The sequence below is a fragment of the Shinella sp. GW821-FHT11G07 genome (assembly GCF_058808115.1).
On record NZ_JBXARJ010000002.1, the window covers coordinates 59,162 to 80,353 of the forward strand.

The 21,192-nt window shown below is 63.6% G+C and carries 23 protein-coding genes; 11 read left to right on the forward strand and 12 right to left on the reverse strand.

Annotated elements, in window-relative coordinates:
- The first annotated feature begins 1 nt into the window (after position 1).
- Complete coding sequence (locus AC1RT2_RS03785) at positions 2 to 313, forward strand: AzlD family protein (protein WP_493099630.1); 312 nt, start codon at positions 2 to 4, stop codon at positions 311 to 313.
- Here AC1RT2_RS03785 and AC1RT2_RS03790 read toward each other — a convergent pair.
- From AC1RT2_RS03790 to AC1RT2_RS03810, 5 genes are all read right to left on the reverse strand, one after another.
- Entirely contained in the window at positions 303 to 2,138 is a 1,836-nt protein-coding gene (locus AC1RT2_RS03790) for an aminopeptidase P family protein (RefSeq protein ID WP_493099632.1), read from the reverse strand. The genes AC1RT2_RS03785 and AC1RT2_RS03790 overlap by 11 nt on opposite strands.
- 60 nt (positions 2,139 to 2,198) lie before the next feature.
- On the reverse strand, positions 2,199 to 2,723 hold the full coding sequence (locus AC1RT2_RS03795; RefSeq protein ID WP_493099634.1) for a hypothetical protein: 525 nt from the start codon (positions 2,721 to 2,723) through the stop codon (positions 2,199 to 2,201).
- Between the two features lie 407 nt (positions 2,724 to 3,130).
- Positions 3,131 to 4,012, reverse strand: a complete 882-nt coding sequence (locus AC1RT2_RS03800) for a 50S ribosomal protein L11 methyltransferase (RefSeq protein ID WP_069058339.1) — start codon at positions 4,010 to 4,012, stop codon at positions 3,131 to 3,133.
- Positions 4,013 to 4,090: 78 nt separating this feature from the next.
- Positions 4,091 to 4,690 (reverse strand): SCO family protein, encoded by a 600-nt coding sequence (locus AC1RT2_RS03805; RefSeq protein WP_493099636.1) that lies wholly within the window; start codon positions 4,688 to 4,690, stop codon positions 4,091 to 4,093.
- Between the two features lie 125 nt (positions 4,691 to 4,815).
- Positions 4,816 to 4,971 carry a hypothetical protein gene (locus tag AC1RT2_RS03810; RefSeq protein WP_493099638.1) on the reverse strand — a complete coding sequence of 52 codons (156 nt, stop codon included), beginning with the start codon at positions 4,969 to 4,971 and terminating at the stop codon, positions 4,816 to 4,818.
- 291 nt (positions 4,972 to 5,262) lie between these two features.
- Here AC1RT2_RS03810 and AC1RT2_RS03815 point away from each other — a divergent pair, with 291 nt between their 5' ends.
- The 3 genes from AC1RT2_RS03815 (at position 5,263) to AC1RT2_RS03825 (ending at position 8,267) form a co-directional block, all read left to right on the forward strand.
- Positions 5,263 to 7,236: a methyl-accepting chemotaxis protein gene (locus tag AC1RT2_RS03815; RefSeq protein ID WP_493099640.1), complete on the forward strand. Its 1,974-nt coding sequence runs from the start codon at positions 5,263 to 5,265 to the stop codon at positions 7,234 to 7,236.
- 1 nt (position 7,237) lies between these two features.
- Complete coding sequence (locus AC1RT2_RS03820; protein ID WP_069058342.1) at positions 7,238 to 7,702, forward strand: chemotaxis protein CheW; 465 nt, start codon at positions 7,238 to 7,240, stop codon at positions 7,700 to 7,702.
- A 202-nt stretch (positions 7,703 to 7,904) separates the two neighbouring features.
- Entirely contained in the window at positions 7,905 to 8,267 is a 363-nt protein-coding gene (locus AC1RT2_RS03825; protein ID WP_493099643.1) for a hypothetical protein, read from the forward strand.
- Positions 8,268 to 8,320: 53 nt separating this feature from the next.
- Here AC1RT2_RS03825 and AC1RT2_RS03830 read toward each other — a convergent pair whose 3' ends face one another.
- The 7 genes from AC1RT2_RS03830 to AC1RT2_RS03860 form a co-directional block, all read right to left on the reverse strand.
- Positions 8,321 to 8,824, reverse strand: coding sequence for a CreA family protein (locus AC1RT2_RS03830; protein WP_493099645.1), 504 nt, complete (start codon positions 8,822 to 8,824; stop codon positions 8,321 to 8,323).
- A 59-nt stretch (positions 8,825 to 8,883) separates the two neighbouring features.
- Positions 8,884 to 9,630, reverse strand: a complete 747-nt coding sequence (locus AC1RT2_RS03835) for a copper homeostasis protein CutC (protein WP_493099647.1) — start codon at positions 9,628 to 9,630, stop codon at positions 8,884 to 8,886.
- A 19-nt stretch (positions 9,631 to 9,649) separates the two neighbouring features.
- Positions 9,650 to 10,705: a dipeptidase gene (locus AC1RT2_RS03840; protein WP_493099649.1), complete on the reverse strand. Its 1,056-nt coding sequence runs from the start codon at positions 10,703 to 10,705 to the stop codon at positions 9,650 to 9,652.
- A gap of 71 nt (positions 10,706 to 10,776) precedes the next feature.
- A complete protein-coding gene (gene nagA, locus AC1RT2_RS03845; RefSeq protein WP_493099651.1) occupies positions 10,777 to 11,937 on the reverse strand; it encodes an N-acetylglucosamine-6-phosphate deacetylase in 1,161 nt (386 codons plus the stop codon).
- Entirely contained in the window at positions 11,934 to 12,956 is a 1,023-nt protein-coding gene (locus tag AC1RT2_RS03850) for an SIS domain-containing protein (RefSeq protein ID WP_493099653.1), read from the reverse strand. Before AC1RT2_RS03850 ends, nagA begins: the two co-directional genes overlap by 4 nt.
- 23 nt (positions 12,957 to 12,979) lie before the next feature.
- The gene (locus AC1RT2_RS03855; RefSeq protein WP_069058349.1) at positions 12,980 to 13,744 is read right to left on the reverse strand and encodes a GntR family transcriptional regulator; all 765 of its coding nucleotides are present in this window, start codon (positions 13,742 to 13,744) and stop codon (positions 12,980 to 12,982) included.
- A complete protein-coding gene (locus AC1RT2_RS03860) occupies positions 13,741 to 14,628 on the reverse strand; it encodes a glucosamine kinase nucleotide-binding domain-containing protein (RefSeq protein WP_493099655.1) in 888 nt (295 codons plus the stop codon). The genes AC1RT2_RS03855 and AC1RT2_RS03860 overlap by 4 nt, the downstream gene beginning before the upstream one ends.
- A 10-nt stretch (positions 14,629 to 14,638) precedes the next feature.
- Here AC1RT2_RS03860 and AC1RT2_RS03865 point away from each other — a divergent pair, with 10 nt between their 5' ends.
- From AC1RT2_RS03865 to AC1RT2_RS03895, 7 genes are all read left to right on the forward strand, one after another.
- The gene (locus tag AC1RT2_RS03865) at positions 14,639 to 14,767 is read left to right on the forward strand and encodes a hypothetical protein (RefSeq protein ID WP_493099657.1); all 129 of its coding nucleotides are present in this window, start codon (positions 14,639 to 14,641) and stop codon (positions 14,765 to 14,767) included.
- Positions 14,768 to 14,825: 58 nt separating this feature from the next.
- Positions 14,826 to 15,719, forward strand: a complete 894-nt coding sequence (locus tag AC1RT2_RS03870) for an N-acetylmuramic acid 6-phosphate etherase (protein ID WP_493099659.1) — start codon at positions 14,826 to 14,828, stop codon at positions 15,717 to 15,719.
- Positions 15,720 to 15,763: 44 nt separating this feature from the next.
- A complete protein-coding gene (locus AC1RT2_RS03875) occupies positions 15,764 to 17,023 on the forward strand; it encodes an ABC transporter substrate-binding protein (protein WP_493099661.1) in 1,260 nt (419 codons plus the stop codon).
- 287 nt (positions 17,024 to 17,310) lie between these two features.
- Positions 17,311 to 18,261: a carbohydrate ABC transporter permease gene (locus AC1RT2_RS03880; protein ID WP_069058353.1), complete on the forward strand. Its 951-nt coding sequence runs from the start codon at positions 17,311 to 17,313 to the stop codon at positions 18,259 to 18,261.
- Between the two features lie 14 nt (positions 18,262 to 18,275).
- Positions 18,276 to 19,115, forward strand: a complete 840-nt coding sequence (locus AC1RT2_RS03885) for a carbohydrate ABC transporter permease (RefSeq protein WP_069058354.1) — start codon at positions 18,276 to 18,278, stop codon at positions 19,113 to 19,115.
- Positions 19,112 to 20,176 (forward strand): Gfo/Idh/MocA family protein, encoded by a 1,065-nt coding sequence (locus AC1RT2_RS03890; protein ID WP_493099664.1) that lies wholly within the window; start codon positions 19,112 to 19,114, stop codon positions 20,174 to 20,176. The genes AC1RT2_RS03885 and AC1RT2_RS03890 overlap by 4 nt, the downstream gene beginning before the upstream one ends.
- 11 nt (positions 20,177 to 20,187) lie before the next feature.
- A complete protein-coding gene (locus tag AC1RT2_RS03895; RefSeq protein ID WP_493099666.1) occupies positions 20,188 to 21,189 on the forward strand; it encodes an ABC transporter ATP-binding protein in 1,002 nt (333 codons plus the stop codon).
- The last annotated feature ends 3 nt before the right edge of the window (positions 21,190 to 21,192 follow it).

A 21,192-nucleotide genomic window follows, 5' to 3' on the forward strand; every position in this document is an offset into this window, starting at 1 on the left:
AATGGAAAACATGTTCCACATGCAGACGCTCCTGATCATCGCGGCCGGAGCCATCGCGACATACCTGACCCGCGTGGGCGGCTATGTCTTCATCACGCGCATGAAGCGCATTCCGCCACGGGCGGAAGCGGCGCTGAACGCCGTTCCGGCCGCCGTGCTCACCACGCTGGTGGCGCCGGCTGCCGTAACGGGTGGACTCGACGTGAGCCTGACGATGGCGATTGCCTTCCTCGTCGGCCTGCGCCTTTCGCTCCTGCCGATGCTGGGCGTCGGCTGGATCGTCGTCATGGTCCTGCGTCACGTCATCGGCTGATTGCAGCCGTCGCCTTTTCGAGCCAGGTTTTCGTTGCGTCATCCGACAGCAGCGGCAGGAGCTTTTCACGCGTTTGCGCGTGATAGGCGTTGAGCCAGGCAAGTTCCTCGTCCGTCAGCAGTGCCGTCAGAATGAGGCGGCGATCGATCGGGCAGAAAGTCAGCGTTTCGAAGCTCGCCATATCGATGTCGCCACCCTCCACCGGCGCGGCCGGCAGGACGTGGATCAGGTTCTCGATGCGGATGCCGAATGCGCCCGGACGATAATAGCCCGGTTCGTTCGAGAGGATCATGCCTTCGAGCAGCTCCTGCGTCGAAAGCCGCGAAATGCGTTGCGGGCCTTCATGCACGGACAGATAGGAGCCGACGCCGTGGCCGGTGCCGTGGGCGTAGTCGGCCCCTGCCTTCCACAGGGCGATACGGGCGAGCGGATCGAGATCGCAGCCGCGCGTGCCCTTGGGGAAGCGCGCCGTGCTGATGGCGATCATGCCCTTCAACACCAGCGTGAAGAAGCGCTTCTGCTCCTCCGGTACCGCGCCGATGGCGACGGTCCGGGTAATGTCCGTCGTGCCGTTGATATATTGCGCGCCGGAATCGATGAGGAACATCGTGCCGGGCTCGATGGTCGCATCGCTGTCGGTCGTCACGCGGTAATGCATGATGGCAGCATGCGCACCGGCGCCGGCGATGCTGTCGAAGGACACGTCCTTCAGCGGGTTCTGCTGGCGCTCGCCGACGCTGCGGCGAACTTCTTCCAGTTTCTTCGTGACGGCTATCTCGGTCTGCGAACCGGGCATCGTGCTGTCGAGCCAGGCCAGGAACTCGACCATCGCCGCGCCGTCCTGGAGATGGGCGCGGGCCGAGCCCTGAAGCTCCACGGCGTTCTTGCAGGCGCGGGGCAGGCGGGCCGGATCGATGGCTTCCACCAGCGTGCCGCCCTTCGCGCGCACGATCTCGGCGAGTGCGAAGGGAGCCTGGTCGGGGTCGATGAGGATGCGCTTGCCCGCGGCAGCCAGCGCGGCAATGCGCTCATCGAACTGCGATGGCGGCACGAGGTCGGCAAGCTGGGTGAGGTAGGCTTCCTGTTCGATGCCGGTCTTGCGCTTGTCGAGGAAGAGGAGTGGGCGGCCATCTGCCGGGATGATGGCGCGGGCCAGCGGATGCGGCGTGTGGGGCACGTCGCTGCCGCGGATGTTGAAGATCCAGGCGATCGAAGAGGGGTCGGTGACGGCAAGGACATCGGCGCCGGCGACAGCCGTCGCTTCAGCCATCTTCGCCAGCTTGTCCCTGGCGAGTTCGCCGGCCTGGTCGATGGCCTGGATGACGACGCGGCCGAGCGGCTCGGCCGGACGGTCGGTCCAGATGCGATCGAGCGGATTGTGGGGCAGCAGGACGAGCGCGCCACCAACGCCCGACAGCGCCTTCTCCAGCCGTCGAACTTCGGCACCTGTGTGCAGCCACGGGTCGATGCCGAGCCTGAAGCCCTTCGGGGCGTGGTTCTGCAGCCAGAGATGCGGCGGCTCGCCGACAAGGTCGCCGCCGGTAAAGACGCTGCCGTCCACCTGCTCGACCAACTGCGTCACATAGCGACCATCGACGAAAACCACCGCCTGATTGCGCATGACGAGTGCCACACCCGCCGAGCCCGTGAAGCCGGTCAGCCACGACAGGCGCTCGGCGGACGCCGGCACATATTCGCCCTGGTATTCATCGGCCCGCGGCACGAGAAAGCCGTCAATGCCGAGAACATCGAAGGCGGCACGCAGCGCGTCTGCGCGCTCGCGGCCGAACTGGGGCGTGGATTTGACGTCGAAACTCTGGAACATGGGAAGGCTTTCGATGATGTAATGAATCGCGATGGTAACTTAGCCCATCGGCCCCCCGCGTCAAAGGCGGGAGAGGTAGCGTTCCAGCACCGCGCGGGTGAGGCGTTGATTGTTGCGATACCAGTCGTCCTCGGTGAAGAAGGCGGGCTCTGCCCCGTCCCAGCCGCTCATCGAAAAATCGGATTGGCGGGCGAGGAAGGTGACGAAATCCGCCTCTGTGGTCCATTCGGCGATGGGCGGTCCGAAATACAGGCCGCCGTCCTGCACGTCAGCAAGCATGACGCCGTTCTGCGTGCGGATGAGGCCCTGGCCGCAGAAATCCCGGTGATGGTCGTAGATCACGCCGTTGCCGGGCGTTTCATCGAGCAGCTTGCGCCAGACGCGTTCGGCAAGCGGCCCGCCAAGCGGTTTGCGGCTCAGCCGGTCGCGCAGCGAAACGGCGCTGCGATGACGTTCCTCTTCCGACTGTGTCGTGTTGTTGCTGTGAAGCGGCGGCTTGCCCGAAGCGATCGTGGCACGAATGGCCGTCCAGAGCACGAAGACGATGACGGCCAGAGCGAGGAGAGGGATGATGATCGCAGCCATGGCCAAGTCGCCTCGGGAGGGTTCAAAGAGGTCTGGAATTGGACTTATGCACTTTGCGCATGGCACCCATGTGCCAAGACGGCTTTCTTGAATTTCCGAATCGATTATAAGCGGCGCCAACGAAGCGAACGTAAAACGCGCTTCAAGCGAAACGAAGTGAACGTTCCTCCAGTCCTTCGAATCGCAAACAGCTAGGTGTTCCGATCAGGCGTCTTGCCGGTCACTCCTCCTCCCTCCTCCGGGAAGGCGCTCGGAACACATAGGCCCGCTTGAGCGCTCCTCCTCCTCAAGCTCGCGGGCAGGTCGGCTTGCCGACCCCTAGGCGGTGCCTCTGGCGCCGCCTTTTATTTTGCCCGCTTTTCCGGCACCTGACAGCGGAATGTGACCATCCCGCTGCCATCATCGGCCTATCGTCTGTTGTCGAGGTGGATCGTCACCCAGCCGTTGCGCCAGATGGTGTGCACATGGCGCAGGCCCGCGCCGTTATAGGCGGCCAGTACCTTCCAGCGTTGCGAGGCGAGGATGCCCGAGAGGATGACATCGCCACCCGGTGCGAGCTGGGCCGCAAGCTGCGGCGCCATGCGCATCAGCGGGCGGGCGAGGATGTTGGCGATGATGAGATCGAAGGGGCCGTGACGGCGGAAGGCGGTGGAATGGAAGCCGGGTGCGGTTTCCAGCGTGACGCCGGAGGCAATTCCGTTGAGGCGCACGTTTTCGCGCGCGACGCGGGTGGCGATCGGGTCGATATCCGTAGCGAGAACGCGGGCGGGTGCGAGCTTGCGCGCAGCGATCGCCAGCACGCCGCTGCCTGTCCCAAGGTCAAGCACGCGCTTGACTCTGCGTGACCGCATCACGCTGAAGATCACCTCAAGGCAGCCCGCCGTCGTACCGTGATGACCGGTGCCGAAAGCCTGCCCGGCTTCGATCTCAATGGCGATTTCACCGGGGCGGGCGGTGCCGCGATCATGCGAGCCATGCACGATGAAGCGGCCGGCACGCACGGGCTTCAGGCCTTCCAGCGATTTGGCGATCCAGTCGATATCCGGCAGTACCTCGCGCTCGATCGCCGCATCGGGAAAATCCGCGGCGAGCAGGGCGGCGAAGCGGTCATGGATCTCCGCCTCGTCTTCTTTGAACATGTAGACGGAGGCTTCCCAGATATCGTTTTTCTCATCGACCTCCATCGTCGCGATAGCGTAGCCTTCTTCTTCGAAGGCGTCGCTCATCAGCGAAAGCGCGATCTCGGAGCGCTTCTCGGTCGTGGAGATATAGAGGCGGATTTCGGCCACGGCTCGGGTCCCTGTTGTTTCAGGTCCGCCTAGCATGTCCGAAAGCCAAGGGCAAAGGCGGATTGCCCGCCTTCATGCTTATCTCTTGATCAGGTTGGCAAGCTTCTCTTCGGCAACCTCGGCGTTCTCGCCATAGGCGATCGTGCCGATGAAGCGCCCGCCGGCATCGAGTAAGAAGACCGAGGCCGAGTGATCCATCGTATAGTCGCCATCGGGCTTCTTCTCGTCGAGCGGTACCTTGCGGTAATACACGCGAAAACCCTTGGCCATTTCCAAAACCTTGTCCGGCGCGCCGGAAATGCCGATGATGCGCTTCGACACGTTGCCGACATATTGGCCGATGAGTTCCGGCGTGTCGCGTTCCGGATCGACGGTGACGAAATAGGCCTGGAGCTTGGAGCCGTCAGGATCGACCTTGGCAAGCCAGCCGTCGAGTTCGAACAGCGTCGTCGGGCAGACTTCCGGGCAATGGGTGAAGCCGAAGAACAGGGCGGTCGGCTTGCCGGTAAACGCCTTCTCGGTGATCGGCTTGCCATCCTGTGCGACGAGTTCGAAGGGCACGCCGAACGGGCCGCCGGCGACCTGGTCCTTGTTCCTTGTCATTTCCAGGGTCAGCCAGCCGAGCAGGGCCGCAACGAGGGCGACGGCGATCCAGAGTACGAGGCGCAGGGTCTTCATGGCAGTCCTTCGAGAGCACGGTGCGGCTGTCGCCGCTTGCCGGTTTCATAGTCCTTCGTGCGGGGGCGCGCAAACGCGCCAATTGCCGCAACGGCAGGCAAGCGGGTCGGCTCGCGGGATTGTGATCAGAAGCACCAGGACATGCCGGACTCGGCAAGGCTCAGAAAGATTTCCGGACCGTGCTCAAGCCAGCCGGCAAAGGCAGCTCGGGCGGCGAGAACGCCGAGGCCGAGCGCAATCAGCGCGGCGAGCAAGGGTGTATATCGGCGGCGTTTGTCCATGCGCCGAGCATAACATGAAACGGCTGGTTTTGGAACGGGGGCCGCCTCCTGCAACGTCAGGTATTCCGGCGGCCCGGAATTCATCAAATTTTGCTAAAATGCGCGGTTGGTCGGGATATCTTTAGGTTTTGTTTAATCTCTCTTTGTCACGGTTCGAACACGCAAAAGGGCCGGAATCGGCTCACCGGGCATGATGTCCGCCGACCGGGGGAGACGGCGAGAAGCGTATTTCACCCAGGATCCAGAAGGGATGCCGCGGCGAGGGCCGGGCTCGATCGGGCGAACCGCATCATGTCTCACGAAAATTCAGCAAAGGGCCGGACCCTTTCCGTCAGTTCCCGTCTCGCAACTCTCGGCGCTGCCGCCTTCCTCGGCTTCGGCACAATGCTCGCAGCCGGCTGGCACGGCGGCACCACGATCCGCGGCGCCTCCGAGGCCGCCGTCGGCATTCAGACCAAAGTCAATGTCGTTCAGGCCATGCGGTTGGCGAATGTCGATCTCGTCCTGGTTGCGATGGACAGCATCATCGACCGCGAGGAAAAGGCCATCCAGCCGGAGCGGCTGAAGATCATCGAAGGCTCGCTGAAGACGCTGAAGGAGGGCGCAGGCCCAGCCAAGGCGCTGGCCGTCGAACTTGGCAAGCCGATCATGCTCGATTCGTTCGAGGCGGATCTGCAGCAGGTCGAGAAGGCGATTTCCGTCGATCTCAAGAAGATGATCGAGGACGGTGCGCCGTTCGAGGCCTTCGCAGCACTTGACGACGCCATCGACGGTGGCGGCGAACGTATGACGGCAACACTGGCAACGCTCGCCGGAGAAGGCTCCGGACTGCTCGAAGCGCGCGTCAACGATGCGCAGCTCGCGTCCGCACAGTCCCTGCAATACCAGATCGGTATCGGCCTTCTCGGCATGATCATGCTGCTTGGCCTGATCGTCTATCATGGCAAGAAACTGCGCGATGGTATCTACGCGGTGCGCGATAGCATGAAGCGCATCCTTTCCGGCGACGTGAACACGCCAGTCGCCGCGACTGAACGGGGCGACGAGATCGGCGAGATGGCCCGGTCGGCTGAAGCCTTCCGCGAAGCCGCCGTCGAAAAGCGCGCCCTGGAACAGGCGAACGAAGACAGCCGCACCCGCATCGAAACCGAACGGCATGGTCGCGAGACCGCGGCCCACGAGGACGAGCGGCAGGTGCGCGTGGCCGTCGAAGCGCTCGGTCGTGGCCTCAACCGTCTGTCCGAAGGCGACCTGACGGTCGCGCTGCTCGATCCGTTCCGCACCGACCTCGAACAACTGCGCATCGACTTCAACAACACCGTCGAACGCCTGCGCAACGTCATGGCCGACGTGAAGGACAATACGGGTTCTATCCAGTCGAACAGCGGCCAGATGCGCGCGGCCGCGGACGATCTGGCAAAACGCACGGAGCAGCAGGCGGCCTCGCTTGAAGAGACCTCCGCCGCACTCGAAGAGATCATGACGACCGTGCGCACGGCGACCGCCCGCGCCGAAGAAGCCGGCCAGATGATCGATTCCACCAAGGCAAGTGCGGTGGAATCCGAACGCATCGTCAGTGACGCCATGTCGGCGATGGAGCGCATCGAAGGTGCCTCCAGCGAAATCGGCAAGATCATCAACGTCATCGACGAAATCGCCTTCCAGACCAACCTGCTTGCGCTCAATGCCGGTGTCGAAGCGGCACGGGCAGGGGAGGCCGGCAAGGGCTTTGCCGTCGTGGCCCAGGAGGTTCGCGAACTTGCCCAGCGCGCCGCCGGCGCCGCCAAGGATATCAAGGGCCTCATCACCCGCTCTTCGGAAGAGGTGAAGACCGGTTCGCGCCTCGTGCAGGCGACGGGCCAGTCGCTCGGCCGCATCGGCGGCGATGTGGTGCGTATCCACGAGCACATGGCTTCCATTGTCACCGCTGCCCGCGAACAGGCGAGCGGCCTCCAGGAAATCAACGTCGCCGTCAACCAGATGGACCATGTCACGCAGCAGAACGCCGCGATGGTCGAACAGTCGAATGCCGTAAGCCATACGCTGGCCCAGGACGCGGAAAACCTTACCCGTCTCGTCGGCCAGTTCCAGATCCACGAGGGCGTGCGCGCCTCCGTCGGTAGCCCGAGGGCGGCCTCTGCCGCCTCCCGTCCCGCCCCGTCTCCGGCAAGAAACCTTGTCTCCAAGGTTGCCGGGGCCTTCAAAAGCAATGCCGCGGTGAAGGGGAACTCCCTTGCCGTCGCAGAAAACTGGGAAGAATTCTGACATGTCCAACGCCATCAAGCAGTCCGGCGCCTATCTCGAAATCGTTTCCTTTCACCTCGCGGAGCAGGAATTCTGCATCGACATCATGGCCATCCGTGAAATCCGCGGCTGGGCGCCGGTGACGCCGATGCCGCATACGCCGCCCTACGTGCTCGGTCTCATCAACCTGCGCGGCGCGGTTATCCCGGTCATCGACATGGCCTGCCGCCTCGGCATGAAGATGACCGAGCCGTCCGAGCGCTCCGCCATCATCGTCACCGACATTGCCGGCAAGCTGGTCGGTCTGCTGGTCGAGCAGGTCTCCGACATGATGACCATCAAGAGCGAGGCCCTGCAGCCGGCGCCGGAAATCATTCCGGAAGCCCAGCGCGCCTTCTGCCGCGGCATCGTGGCGCTGGAAAAGTCGATGGTCTGCTTCCTCAACCTCGACACCGTCATCGCCGACGAACTCGCCCAGGCCGCCTAGTTCGCGGGCAGGGACGGAATTCGGGTTTGAGCACCTGGCCGATTTTCGGCCGGGTGCTTTCGGCTGTCTAAAGCTCTTTTTCAGGGCACTATCGTATATCAAGCATCCGCGGCGCGCGCCAGAGTGCCATTTTATTCGGAACCAACCGAAGACGTTACCGTTTTACCCATGCTTCCCGTAAGAGAAACATTGGAGAAACGTTATGAAGAAGACTGTTACTATCGCTCTTGCTTCGCTTCTTGCCGTGTCGCCGGTTGCGGGCATCACCTATGCTCAGGACGCCACAGCGCCCATGACCTCGGATAGTCTGGCGACCGGCGCGATTGCGGCGGCGGACGTGAGCATCGTCCAGATTTCCACCCTGGAGGATGACAAAACGGAGACTGCCGAGGCTGAGCGCCTGAAGCTGAAGGCAAACGATCCTTCGCAGATGGAGAAGGTCCAGACTGAACTGCAGTCGGATCCGGCGCTCCTCGAGACGCTGGCATCCAAGGACGTCCAGCTGCAAAACGTGGTCGAAATCAAGACATCTGCAACGGGTGGCAAGATTGTCTACGTCAAGTAAGCCGCCACTCACCGCAAAAAGACGCCCCGGGCCTTCAGGCACCGGGGTGTTTTTTATGGCTTGCCGTTGTTCCAGGTAACGGTCTCGCCGTAGAGCGGGACGGTGGAGATCGACATTTTTGCAGACCCCTCCGTCAATTCTCGCGAGTGGGCGAGATAGATCAACGTGTCGTTCTTCTTGTCGTAGACGCGCGTGACGATCAGTGACTTCCAGATCAGCGACAGACCGGACTTGAAGACTTCCTCGCCTTCGCGGTCGAGTTCGATGTCGCCGATGCTGATCGGTCCGGTCTGCTGGCAGGAGATGGCGTTGTTCGACGGATCTTCGAACCAGTTGCCCTTCTTCAGGCGATCGATGACGCTTCGGTCGAAATAGGTGACGTGGCAGGTGACGCCGGAGACCTCCGGGTCGGTCACCGCGTCGATATAGATATCGTTGCCGATCCAGTCGACGCCGACCTTGCCAACGGTTTCGGCGGCGGCCGGCAGGGCGGCGAGCGCCAGAAGGCCGGCGGCGACGAGCGTGCGCAGGCGGGGAACGGATGGTTTGAGCGGCATGGCGGAACTCCTTGTTTCGCTTACACGTAAGGGACCGCCGGCCGCTTGCAAGACGTCCGTCAGGATTTTGCAGCGGCGATGGTCGCGCGCACGGCGTCCTTGTCGGTCAGCGTCAGCTCGTATTCCCGGTCCTTTTCGCTGCCGCCCATGCCGACATGCGGATTGCGGAAGGCCATGCCGCTTGGAACGGTGGTAAGTGCCGCGAAGTGCATTTCGGTGAGGCCGGTCTCGTCGCGGACCGTCTGGATGTTGTTCGCATCGAGCGCGCCGCAGCCCATGATGACGATGCGGCCGTCGGCCTGTTCCACGGCGGCTTTCAGGATTGCGGCGCCTTCGACCGCGGTGTCGCGCTGGCCGGAGGTGAGCACGCGGTCGATGCCGCAACGGATCAGCGCTTCCAGCGCCTCGCGGGCATCGGCCGTCATGTCGAAGGCCCGGTGGCAGGTGACCGACATCGGCCGCGCAGCCTCGACCAGTGCTTTCGTGCGCCGTTCGTCGATCCTGCCATCCGGCGTCAGGCAACCGATGACGACGCCGGAGACACCCTCGTCGCGCAGCGCCTTGATGTCTTCTGCCATCGTCTCGAATTCGGTGTCCGAATAGAGGAAGTCGCCACCGCGCGGGCGGACGATGACATGCACGGGGATCCTTGCCGCTTTCACCGCGGCGCGGATCGTCGCTAGGCTTGGCGTCAGGCCGCCCTCCACGAGGCTCGCGCACAGTTCCACGCGGTCGGCACCCGCCTCCTGGGCGGCGAGGAAACCGTCGATGCCTTCGACGCAGAGTTCGATGAGGGGCTTGGTCATGGTCGTTTCCGCAGTTTGGTCAGGCTTCGCGCCAGACGGTTTTCAGGAGCCGCAGCCAGTTTTCGCGGCAGAGTTTTGCAAGATCGTCTTCGCCGTAACCGGCAGAACGCAGCGCCTCGACCAGCGCCTGGCTGCCGGCGGCGTCGCCGATGGCGGCGGGGATCGTGGCACCGTCGAAGTCCGAGCCGAGCGCAACGCAGTCAATGCCCATGCGTTCGACCATGTGGTCGACGTGGCGCACCATGTCGGACAGCGGCGTGTCGGCGTTTTCGAGCCCGTCCGCGCGCAGCATGGTGGTGGCGTAGTTGAGGCCGGCAATGCCCTTGCGCTCGCGGATCGCGTCGAGCTGGCGGTCGGTGAGGTTGCGCGAGATCGGCGTCAGGACATGGACGTTGGAATGGGTGGCGACGAGCGGCTGGGTGCTGGTTTTTGCGACGTCCCAGAAGCCCTGCTCGGTGATGTGGGCAAGGTCGATCATGATGCCGAGGCGATCGCAGGCCTTGACCAGTTCGACGCCGGCATCGGTGAGGCCGGGGCCGGTGTCCGGCGAGGAGGGGTATGCAAAGGGCACGCCGTGGCCGAAGCGGTTATGGCGGCTCCAGACCGGACCGAGCGAGCGCAGGCCGGCTGCGTAAAACGCCTCCAGCGTGGAAAGATCTTCTGCAATCGGCTCGCAGCCTTCGATATGCAGGACGGCGGCGAAGCGGCCGGCCGCCATGGCAGAGCGGATGTCTGCAGTGGAGCGGCAGATGGCGAGTGCCCCGACGCGTTCCAGGCGGAAGGCGATGGCGGCCATTTCGATGGCGGTGTTGAGGGCTGCGGGCTGTTCCAGCGGACCGACCATGGGGATATTGTAATGGCCGTTCTCGTCGACCTCACGCGCGGGGTAATCCTCGTTCGGCGGGATGAACATGGCGCAGAAACCACCGGCGAGACCGCCTTTTTTGGCGCGCGGGGCATCGATATGGCCCTTGTCGGTGCCGTCCACGAATTCGGCGACCGGGTCGGCGCCCTTTCGCGCATTTTCCAAGAGGCGCAGGAGAACGTCGTTGTGGCCGTCGAAGATCAATTGCATGTGTCGCTCCTATCCTTGCCCGGCCGGTAGAGCCGATTCCGCCGCGGCCTGCAAGGACCGTGGCGTCCTCGTCAGGCGGCAAAGACCGGCGTGCCGCCGATCCAGGTGGAGAGGACGTTGACGTTGTCGTCGATGACAGCGAAGTCGGCATCGTGGCCGTGGGTCAGGCGACCCTTGCGGCCCGTCATGCCGATCGCTTCGGCCGGGTAGAGCGACGCCATGCGCAGCGCTTCCTCCAGGTCGAGGCCGACATGGTCGCGCATGTAGCGGATGCAGGACGCCATATCGATGTCGGCGCCGGCGAGCGTGCCATCGGCGAGCGTCAGGCGGCCGCCCTCGCGGAAAATCTCCCGGCCGTTGAGGAAGAAGGTCGTCATGTCCGTTCCGATGGTCGACATGGCATCGGTGACGAGGAAGATGCGGCCGGGGCCGCTCTTGGCTCGAAGCGCCGCGGCAATCGAGGCCGGGTGGACATGGAAGCCGTCGGCGATGAGGCCGGCATTGAGATGGCCGAGATCGAGTGCCGCGCCGACCATGCCGGGTTCGCGGTGGCCGAGCGGGCTCATGGCGTTGAACAAGTGGGTCATCATGCGCGCGCCGGCGTCGACCGCGGTGGCTGCGGTATCATAGCCGCAATCGGAATGGCCGAGGCTGACGGTGACGCCCGCCGCATGGAGCGCTGCGATCTGCGTGTTGGTGGCGTTTTCCGGCGCGAGCGTCATCAGCAGGGCATCGAGGCCCTTGCGGGCGTCGATGGTGCGGGCGAGGTCGGCGTCCTCCATCGGGCGGATGAGCGCCGGGTCATGTGCGCCCTTGCGCGCGACGGAGAGATGCGGGCCTTCCAGGTGAAGGCCGAGAAAACCCGGAACCGCGGCTTTCTGTGCGGCGAGGCCGGCGGCGATGGTTTGCGTCGTCACCGCGCGGTTGTCGGTGATCAGCGTCGGCAGCAGCCCGGTTGTGCCGAAGCGGGCATGGGCCGCGCAGATGGTGCGGATGCCTTCGAGATCAGGCTGCTCGTTGAGCAGCACGCCGCCACCGCCATTGACCTGCAAATCGACGAAGCCGGGGACCAGCGAGAGCCCGTCCATCGGAACGGCCCGGGCATCGGCAGGCACCTCGCGGTGTGGCACGATGGCGGCGACCTTGCCGTCATCGATCAGTAACGCGCTGTTCTCGTGCCAGAGATCGCCGTCGAAAATGCGGGCGCCGGTAATGGCGGTGAGCGCTGTCATCGGGTTTCCGTCACTTTCTTGAGGTTGACCGGCTTGTCGGGGTCGAGGCCCTTGCCGCGCGACCAAGCTTCGACAAAGCCGTAGAAGGGCACGATGAGGGCGAGCGCATCGGTGATCGGGTGGCCGGTGGCGACGAAGGGCAGTTTTCTCGCGCTTTTCGCGCCGGCGCCGGTGACGCAGGCATAGGCGCCGCGCTCGGCCAGGCTGTCGGCCATGCCGGTGACGGAAGCTTCCGCAGCATCCCGGGCGGCAAGCGCGATGACCGGGAAGGACGGGCCGACGAGGGCGACCGGGCCGTGCAGCACTTCCGCCGAGGAATAGGCTTCGGCATGCATGCCGGAGGTTTCCTTGAACTTCAGCGCGGCTTCGCTGGCGATGGCGAGGCCGGGGCCGCGGCCGAGCACGTAGAGTGACTGGGCGTCCTTGAGATCGCCGGCAAGCTCGGACCAGTCGAGGGCGACGGCCTTGGCGAACTGTTCCGGCAGGTTTTTCACCGCGCGGTCGAGCGCGTCGTCACCCGTCCATTCCGCCAGCACGGCGAGGCCGGCGACGATGGAGTTCACGTAGGATTTTGTTGCGGCGACGCTGAGTTCGGGACCGGCGGACAGGTCGAGCGAATGCGAGCAGGTCTCCGAAAGCGGCGAGGGCAAGGTGTTGGTGAGCGCAATCGAGACCGCGCCGCCCTTCGTCGCACCGTCCGCCATGGCAACGATATCAGGGCTTTTTCCCGACTGGGAGATGGCGATGGCAGCGCCGCCGCCGAGCTTCAGTTTGGCGCCGTAGATCGAGGCGAGCGACGGGCCGAGCGAGGCGACCGGCCGGCCGGCGGTCAGTTCGATGGCATATTTCAGGAAGAGTGCGGCATGATCCGAGGAGCCGCGTGCGACCGTGACGAAGAATTGCGGATCCCGCTCGCGCAGCGCCTTGCCGGTGGCCGCAATTGCGCTTGCCGAGCCGCTCAGCAACCGGGCAGCCGCTTCGGGGATCTCGTTGATTTCTTTGCGCATGTTGGTCTGCATGGAAGTCCCTTTGCGGTTGGCGCTCACGTCTCGGAGAGCGTGAGTTCGGCGACGAAATCGTAGGCGTCGCCGCGATAGATGGAGCGGGTGAATTCCACCACCCGGCCGGTACGGAGATAGGATACCCGCTCGATGGAGAGCCCGGCGGAGCCGGCGGGAACGCCGAGCATGGCGGCGTCCGGATCCTTCATGTTGTAGGCGGAGATGCGCTGCACGGCGCGCACCGGGCGGCAGCCATGTTTTTCGAGCGCCGCATAGAGCGATCCCTGCACCTGCATCGGATCCGGCAGGAACTCGGAGGAAATGCAGGCGCGCTCGATGGCGAGCGGCATGTCGTCGGCAACGCGCAGGCGGCCGAGCCGGGCGACGAGCCCATCCGGCGGCAGGCCGAGCATCATCATCTCGTCCGGCGAGGGGTGGAACAGGCCGCGGTCGAGCCATTCGGCGCGGGTGGTGAGGCCGCGCCGCGCCATGTCCTCGGTAAACGAGGTGAGGCGCGAGAGCGATTGCTGCACCTTGGAGACAGGCTTTGCGACGAAGGTGCCGGAGCCATGACGGCGCACCAGCAGGCCGTCCTTGACGAGATCGTCGACCGCCTTGCGCACGGTGACGCGGCTGACATGGGCGTGGTCGGCGAGATCGCGCTCGGCCGGCAGGGCATCGCCGTAATTGAGCTTGCCGGAGGTGATCGCTTCTTCCAGCGTCTGGCGCAGCTTGACGTAAAGCGGGCCGGGCACGCCGGATTGCAGGCTTTCGGGCGAAAGGATCGTGGTGAGCGGCGTGGTCATGCGGCAGCTCCCGTTCGTTCGCTGCGGCGATTGGCGGCGAGCGCCACGGCGCCGGTCAGGGCGTCGGCCTGGGCTTCAACCAGAATGGCGCGATGGTGCTCGGACAGCCAGTGCGGATAGAGCGGCGCCAGCCCGCCCAGCAGGCAGAGGCGCGGTGCGCCGGCTTGCGCCATGATGGCATCGAGGGATTCGTTGACCGCCGTTGCCCCGGCCTTGGCAATGGCGATGGCCTGTGGGTCGCCCTGGCGCGCATGATCGAAGACGAGGGGCGCGAACCGGCCGAAATCGCCGGGCTTGGAGAGCCGTGCGAATTCGACGATGCCGCGCGGATCGTGTTTGAACTCTTCCAGCACGGCGTCGGTGACCGGAGAGCGTGCGTGCACGCCGTCATGGGCGAGCAGGGCTTCCTGCAAGAGGGCGTGGCCGATGCGCGCGCCGCCGCCGAGATCGCCGACGGTAAAGCCCCAGCCGCCGATATAGCGCACGGTGCCATTCTTGCGGCCCATGTAGATGGAGCCGGTGCCGAGGATCGCCACGGCGCCGTCCTCGTCGCCGATCGCGCCCTGCAGGGCGATCAGGCCATCGGAATCGATGTCGGTGTGACGGAAGGGCAGGCGGTCGTGCACATAGCGCGTGAGATCGCCGACATTGGTGCCGGCAAGGCCGAGAAACGCCGAGGCGCCATTGACGCTGGCCTCATCGAACCCGGCGTCGCGATAGGCGGCCTTGGCTGCTTCCGTGATGGAAATGATCGCATTGTTGGGGTCGGTCAGGATGTTGGCCGCGCCGCTCTTGCCGCGCCCGAGGATCGTGCCGTCCGGTCTTGCGACCGCCGCACGGCAACTCGTCCCTCCGCCGTCGATACCGAGAATGTAATCCGTCATGGGCACCTCCATGAGCAACGATACCAAAAAAATACCATTAACCAAGGGGTATGGTGGTATCGAAAATAAGCTTTCTTCTATATTATTGATTTTACTATATAAAAATATTGAACTGCAAAAAAGTGGTCTCAAAAATTAATTTCCTATGGACAATTGGTATTTTTTTGGCATTAATTTCGGGCAGAGGAGACACAACGATGGCTGCAGGCAAGACTGAAGGCAGGCACGATCAGGCAAGCGGGCTCGACGAACGTCAGCCCGTGGATGTGCTGAAAGTGCTTGCGGATGGGCAGAAGGCTGCGGCCGCCGTGGTCGACGGCGCGCTTGGCGATATCGCCGCTGCCGCCCGTCTTGCCGCCGATGCGTTACTCTCCGGCGGCCGCCTTGTATATGTGGGCGCCGGCAGTTCCGGCCTGATGGCCATGGCCGACGCGCTCGAACTCCCCGGCACCTATGGCATTTCCCGCGACCGCATCGTCATTTTGCTCGCCGGCGGCGCCGCGAGCCTCGAAGACCTTGCAGGCGGATATGAAGATGACCGCGACCTGGCGGTTTCCGATGCCTCGCAGGCCGGTATCGGCCCCGGCGACTGTGTGATTGCTGTCTCCGCCAGCGGCAGCACGCCCTATGCGCTCGCCATCGCGGCTTACGCGAAGGAGAAGGGCGCAAACGTCGTTTCCTTCGCCAACAATCCCGGTGCCCGGCTGTTTGACGGTGCCGACGTTGCGATCCTGTTGCAGACGCCGCCGGAGGTGATTTCCGGCTCGACGCGCATGGGCGCGGGCACCGCGCAGAAGATCGCCTTCAACATGTTTTCCACGCTGGTCGGCATCCATCTCGGCCATGTGCACGATGGGCACATGGTCAATCTCAAGGCCGACAATATCAAACTGAAGGGGCGTGCCTGCCGTATCGTCTCCGACATTTCCGGTGTCGGGCTCGACGAGGCGGAGCGCCTTCTCGCGCGCTCCGAGGGGTCGGTCAAGGCGGCCGTGCTGCTCGCTGCGGGAGCTCGGGATGCCGGTGCCGCCCAGGCGGCGCTGGACCGGTCGGGGCAAAGTCTCCGGCGCGCCCTCAAGGCTCTCGGATAAAACAGTCTCAAAACGCGCTGCGGCGCATAAAAGGGGAGAATGAAATGACACGCAACGCAATCAAGGGTCTGCTCCTTGCTTCGAGCATCCTCGGCACGGCCGGGTTTGCCCAGGCACAGGACGTCACACTGACCGTCGAAAGCTGGCGCAATGACGATCTTGCCATCTGGCAGGAAAAGATCATCCCGGCCTTCGAAGCCAAGAACCCCGGCATCAAGGTCGTCTTCGCGCCGACCGCGCCGACCGAATACAACGCGGCGCTGAACGCCAAGCTCGACGCCGGCTCCGCAGGCGATCTCATCACCTGCCGTCCGTTCGACGCGTCGCTGGAACTCTTCAACAAGGGTCACCTTGCCAGCCTGAACGATCTGCCGGGCATGGAGAACTTCTCCGACGTGGCAAAGGCCGCCTGGACGACGGACGACGGTGCGACGGCGTTCTGCGTGCCGATGGCCTCGGTCATCCACGGCTTCATCTACAACAAGGATGCCTTCGACCAGCTCGGCATCACCGTTCCGACGACGGAAGCCGAATTCTTCGCAGCCCTCGACAAGATCAAGGCCGAAGGCAGCTTCATCCCGATGGCGATGGGCACGAAGGATCTCTGGGAAGCCGCAACCATGGCCTACCAGAACATCGGCCCGACCTACTGGAAGGGTGAGGAAGGCCGTAAGGCGCTGATCAAGGGCGAGCAGAAGCTGACCGACGAGGGTTGGGTCGAGCCGTTCCGCGTTCTCGCCAAGTGGAAGGACTATCTCGGCGACGGTTTCGAAGCCCAGACCTATCCGGACAGCCAGAACCTCTTCACGCTCGGCCGCGCTGCCATCTATCCGGCCGGCTCGTGGGAAATCGGCCTGTTCAACACGCAGGCGCAGTTCAAGATGGGTGCCTTCCCGCCGCCGGTCAAGAATGCCGGTGACACCTGCTACATCTCGGACCATAACGATATCGGCGTTGGCCTCAATGCAAAGGGCGCCAATCCGGAAGCAGCAAAGAAGCTCCTGACCTTCATTGCCTCGCCGGAATTTGCCGACATCTACGCCAACTCGCTGCCGGGCTTCTTCAGCCTGAATTCGACCGCGGTGAAGATGGCCGATCCGCTGGCGCAGGAATTCGTTTCCTGGCGTGAAAAGTGCAAGCCGACGATCCGCTCGACCTACCAGATCCTGTCGCGCGGCACGCCGAACCTCGAAAACGAGACCTGGACCGAATCGGCCAACGTCATCAACGGCACCGATACGCCGGAAGTGGCTGCCGAGAAGCTCCAGAAGGGTCTCGACAGCTGGTACAAGCCGGCCAAGTAAGCTCCGGTTCCAGTCGCTGAATTCTGCTTCAGGAGCAGGGTTTCCCTGCTCCGGTCCTCTCCCCGCACCATTCCGGGGGGAGGGACTTTAGGCGGCGCGGCTTGAAATGACCAGCGCATGCCATATCCCTCCTTGTCCCGGTGGACAGAGGGTGCCGAAGGGCAAATTCGGGGCGCGACCCCGTTACTAATGTGTATGCTGAAATTGTCATGTGCGGTGAAGCCGCCGCGCAAGGCGTTCGCGTATGCGGATTTAAACGAACAACCATCAGAGGGGCAGGCTGGGCCATGAGCGACATACCTTCCACCCATGAAGCGACAGGGCCGATCAAGCGCCCGACGCGCTGGCATATCGGTGTTTTCCTGCTGCCGGCGTTCATCGTCTACTCGGCGGTCATGATCCTGCCGCTCATCGAGACGTTGCGCCTGTCCCTGTTCAACACGGTCGACGGCCAGTCGACCTTCGTGGGGCTCAGCAACTTCCAGGTGCTGTTCGGCGACGAGCGCTGGGCGGACGACTTCTGGAATGCGCTGAAGAACAACGTCATCTTCTTCATCATCCACATGCTGGTGCAGAACCCGATGGGGGTGGCGCTTGCCGCCATGCTGTCGCTGCCGAAGCTGCGCTTTGCTGCCGCCTATCGCACGGCGATCTTCCTGCCGACGCTGCTGTCCTTCGTGATCGTCGGCTTCATCTGGAAGCTCATCCTTTCGCCGATCTGGGGCGTCTCGCCCTACCTGATGGACCTCGTCGGCCTGAAGTCGCTTTTCGCACCGTGGCTCGGCAAGCCGAACTCGGCGCTGATCGCCGTCTCGCTGATCTCCGTCTGGCAATATGTCGGCATCCCGATGATGCTGATCTATGCCGCGCTGCTCAACATCCCGGAAGAGGTGATCGAGGCGGCCGAATGTGACGGCGTCACCGGCTGGAGCCAGTTCTGGAAGATCAAGCTGCCGCTGATCCTGCCCGCCATCGGCATCATCTCGATCCTCACCTTCGTCGGCAACTTCAACGCCTTCGACCTGGTCTATACCGTGCAGGGCGCGCTTGCCGGGCCGGACGGGGCGACCGACATCCTCGGTACGCTGCTCTACCGCACCTTCTTCGGTTTCCAGCTCCAGCTCGGTGACCGCTCGATGGGCGCGACGATCGCGACGGTCATGTTCCTCATCATCCTCGCCGGCGTCTCGCTGTATCTCTTCGTCATCCAGCGGCGTATCCGCCGCTACCAGTTCTGATCGGGAGGGCTGACATGTCTAAAGCACGCACTTCGCTGACCCGCACGGGGCTCGTCCACCTGGCGCTCCTCAGCTACGCGGCGATCTCGATCTTCCCGGTCTTCCTGACGCTCATCAACTCGATGAAGGATCGCAACGCGATCTTTCGCAACCCGATGCAGATCCCGACGCCGAAGACCTTCGATCTCGTCGGCTACTACACGGTGCTGGGGCAGGGTGATTTCGCCACCTACTTCCAGAACAGTTTTGTCGTCACGGTCGTCTCCATCGCGCTGGTGCTGCTGTTCGGTGCCATGGCCGCCTTCGCGCTCTCGGAATACCGCTTCCGCGGCAACACGCTGATGGGGCTTTATCTCGCCATCGGCATCATGATCCCGATCCGCCTCGGCACGGTGGCAATCCTGCAGGGAATGGTGGCGACGGGTCTCGTCAACACGCTGACGGCGCTGGTGCTGGTCTATACGGCGCAGGGCATTCCGCTCGCGGTCTTCATCCTGTCGGAATTCATGCGGACCGTCTCCGACGACCTCAAGAATGCCGGGCGCATCGACGGGCTTTCGGAATATTCGATCTTCTTCCGCCTCGTGCTGCCGCTGGTGCGGCCGGCCATGGCGACGGTTGCGGTCTTCACGATGATCCCGATCTGGAACGACCTGTGGTTCCCGCTGATCCTGGCGCCGAGTGAGGCGACCAAGACGGTGACGCTGGGCTCGCAGATATTCATCGGCCAGTTCGTCACCAACTGGAATGCGGTGCTCGCGGCGCTCTCGCTGGCGATCCTGCCCGTGCTCATCCTCTACTTCATCTTCTCGCGGCAGCTGATCCGCGGCATCACCTCGGGAGCAGTCAAGTGAGTTCTGCCACTACCCCAATCCGCGTTCTGTCCGCCGGCCTCGGCAATATGGGTCGCAGCCATGCGCTCGCCTATCATGAAAATCCGGGTTTCGAGATCGTCGGGCTCGTCAACCGCTCGAAGGTTCCGGTGCCGGCCGGTCTGGAAGGCTACGAGATCCATCCGTCGTTCCTGGATGCCCTGACCGAGTTCAAGCCGGAACTCTGCTCGATCAGCACCTATTCGGACAGCCATGCCGAATACGCGATTACGGCGATGGAAGCCGGCGCCCATGTCTTCCTCGAAAAGCCGCTGGCGACGACCGTGGCGGATGCAGAGCGGGTCGTGGCCTGCGCGAAGGCCAACGGCCGCAAGCTCGTCGTCGGCTACATCCTGCGCCATCATCCGTCCTGGGTGCGGCTCATCGAGGAGGCCCGCAAGCTCGGCGGTCCCTACGTGTTCCGCATGAACCTGAACCAGCAGTCGAGCGGACCGACCTGGGCGACCCACAAGGCGCTGATGCAGACCACCCCGCCGATCGTCGATTGCGGCGTGCACTATGTCGACGTGATGTGCCAGATCACCGACGCCAAGCCGGTCGAGGTGCGTGGCATGGGCCTGCGGCTCTCCAACGAGATCGCGCCGGACATGTATAATTACGGCCACCTCCAGGTGCTGTTCGACGATGGTTCGCTCGGCTGGTACGAGGCGGGCTGGGGCCCGATGATCTCCGAAACGGCCTTTTTCGTGAAGGACGTCATGTCGCCGAACGGCTCGGTTTCGATCGTCATGGATCCGAATGCCAAGTCGGACGATATCGACACCCATACCAAGACGGCGGTCATCCGCGTTCACAACGCGGCGACGGGACCGGACGGCAAGTTCCTGTCAGCGGACGAGGATCTGAAAATGGCGGGCGAACCCGGCCATCAGGAACTGTGCGACCGGGAGCAGGCCTTCGTGCTGAAGGCCATCCGTGAGGACATCGACCTCTCGCGGCACATGGACGATGCAGTGCAGTCGCTGAGGATCTGCCTGGCGGCCGACGAAAGTGTCAGAACCGGTCAAACGGTCAAGCTTTAAGGGGAAATCAGGTGGGCTCTCTTCAACTTAAATCCATACGCAAGTCCTTCGGTACCGTCGACGTGATCAAGGGCATCGATCTCGACGTGAAGGACGGTGAATTCGTCATCTTCGTCGGCCCCTCGGGCTGCGGGAAATCGACGTTGCTGCGAATCATCGCCGGCCTTGAGGATGCGACCTCCGGCTCGATCACCATCGATGGCGCGGAAGTCGTGACCGTGCCGCCCGCCAAGCGCGGCATCGCCATGGTGTTCCAGTCCTACGCGCTCTATCCGCACCTGACGGTGAAGGACAATATGGGTCTCGGCCTCAAGCAGGCGGGCACCCCGAAGGCGGAGATCGAACAGCGGGTCGACAAGGCGTCATCCATGCTGTCGCTGGAAAAGTATCTGGCCCGCCGCCCGGCGGAACTTTCCGGTGGCCAGCGCCAGCGCGTCGCCATCGGCCGTGCCATCGTGCGCGAACCGAAACTCTTCCTGTTCGACGAGCCGCTTTCGAACCTCGATGCGGCGCTGCGCGTCAACACCCGCCTTGAGATCGCCCGGCTGCACCGGGAGCTGAAGGCCACGATGATCTACGTCACGCACGACCAGGTCGAGGCGATGACGCTGGCGGACAAGATCGTGGTGCTGGATGCCGGCGTCATCCAGCAGATCGGCTCGCCGATGGAACTCTACAACCGGCCTGCCAACCTGTTCGTTGCCGGGTTCATCGGTTCGCCGAGCATGAACTTCATCGATGCGGGCCGGGTCGGCGTAACCGATGCGAAGACCATCGGAGTGCGGCCGGAACACCTGACGCTGTCGCGTGAGAGTGGCGAGTGGCAGGGCAAGGTGGTGCATGTCGAGCATCTCGGCGCCGACACCATCGTCTATCTCGAATCGGAAAAGATAGGGTTGGTGACGGTCCGCCTGTTCGGCGAGCATCACTATGCGGTGGACGACATCGTCTTCGCCACGCCGGCTGCCGGCCAGACCCATCGCTTCGATGCGAATGGCCACGCAATACGTTGAGGC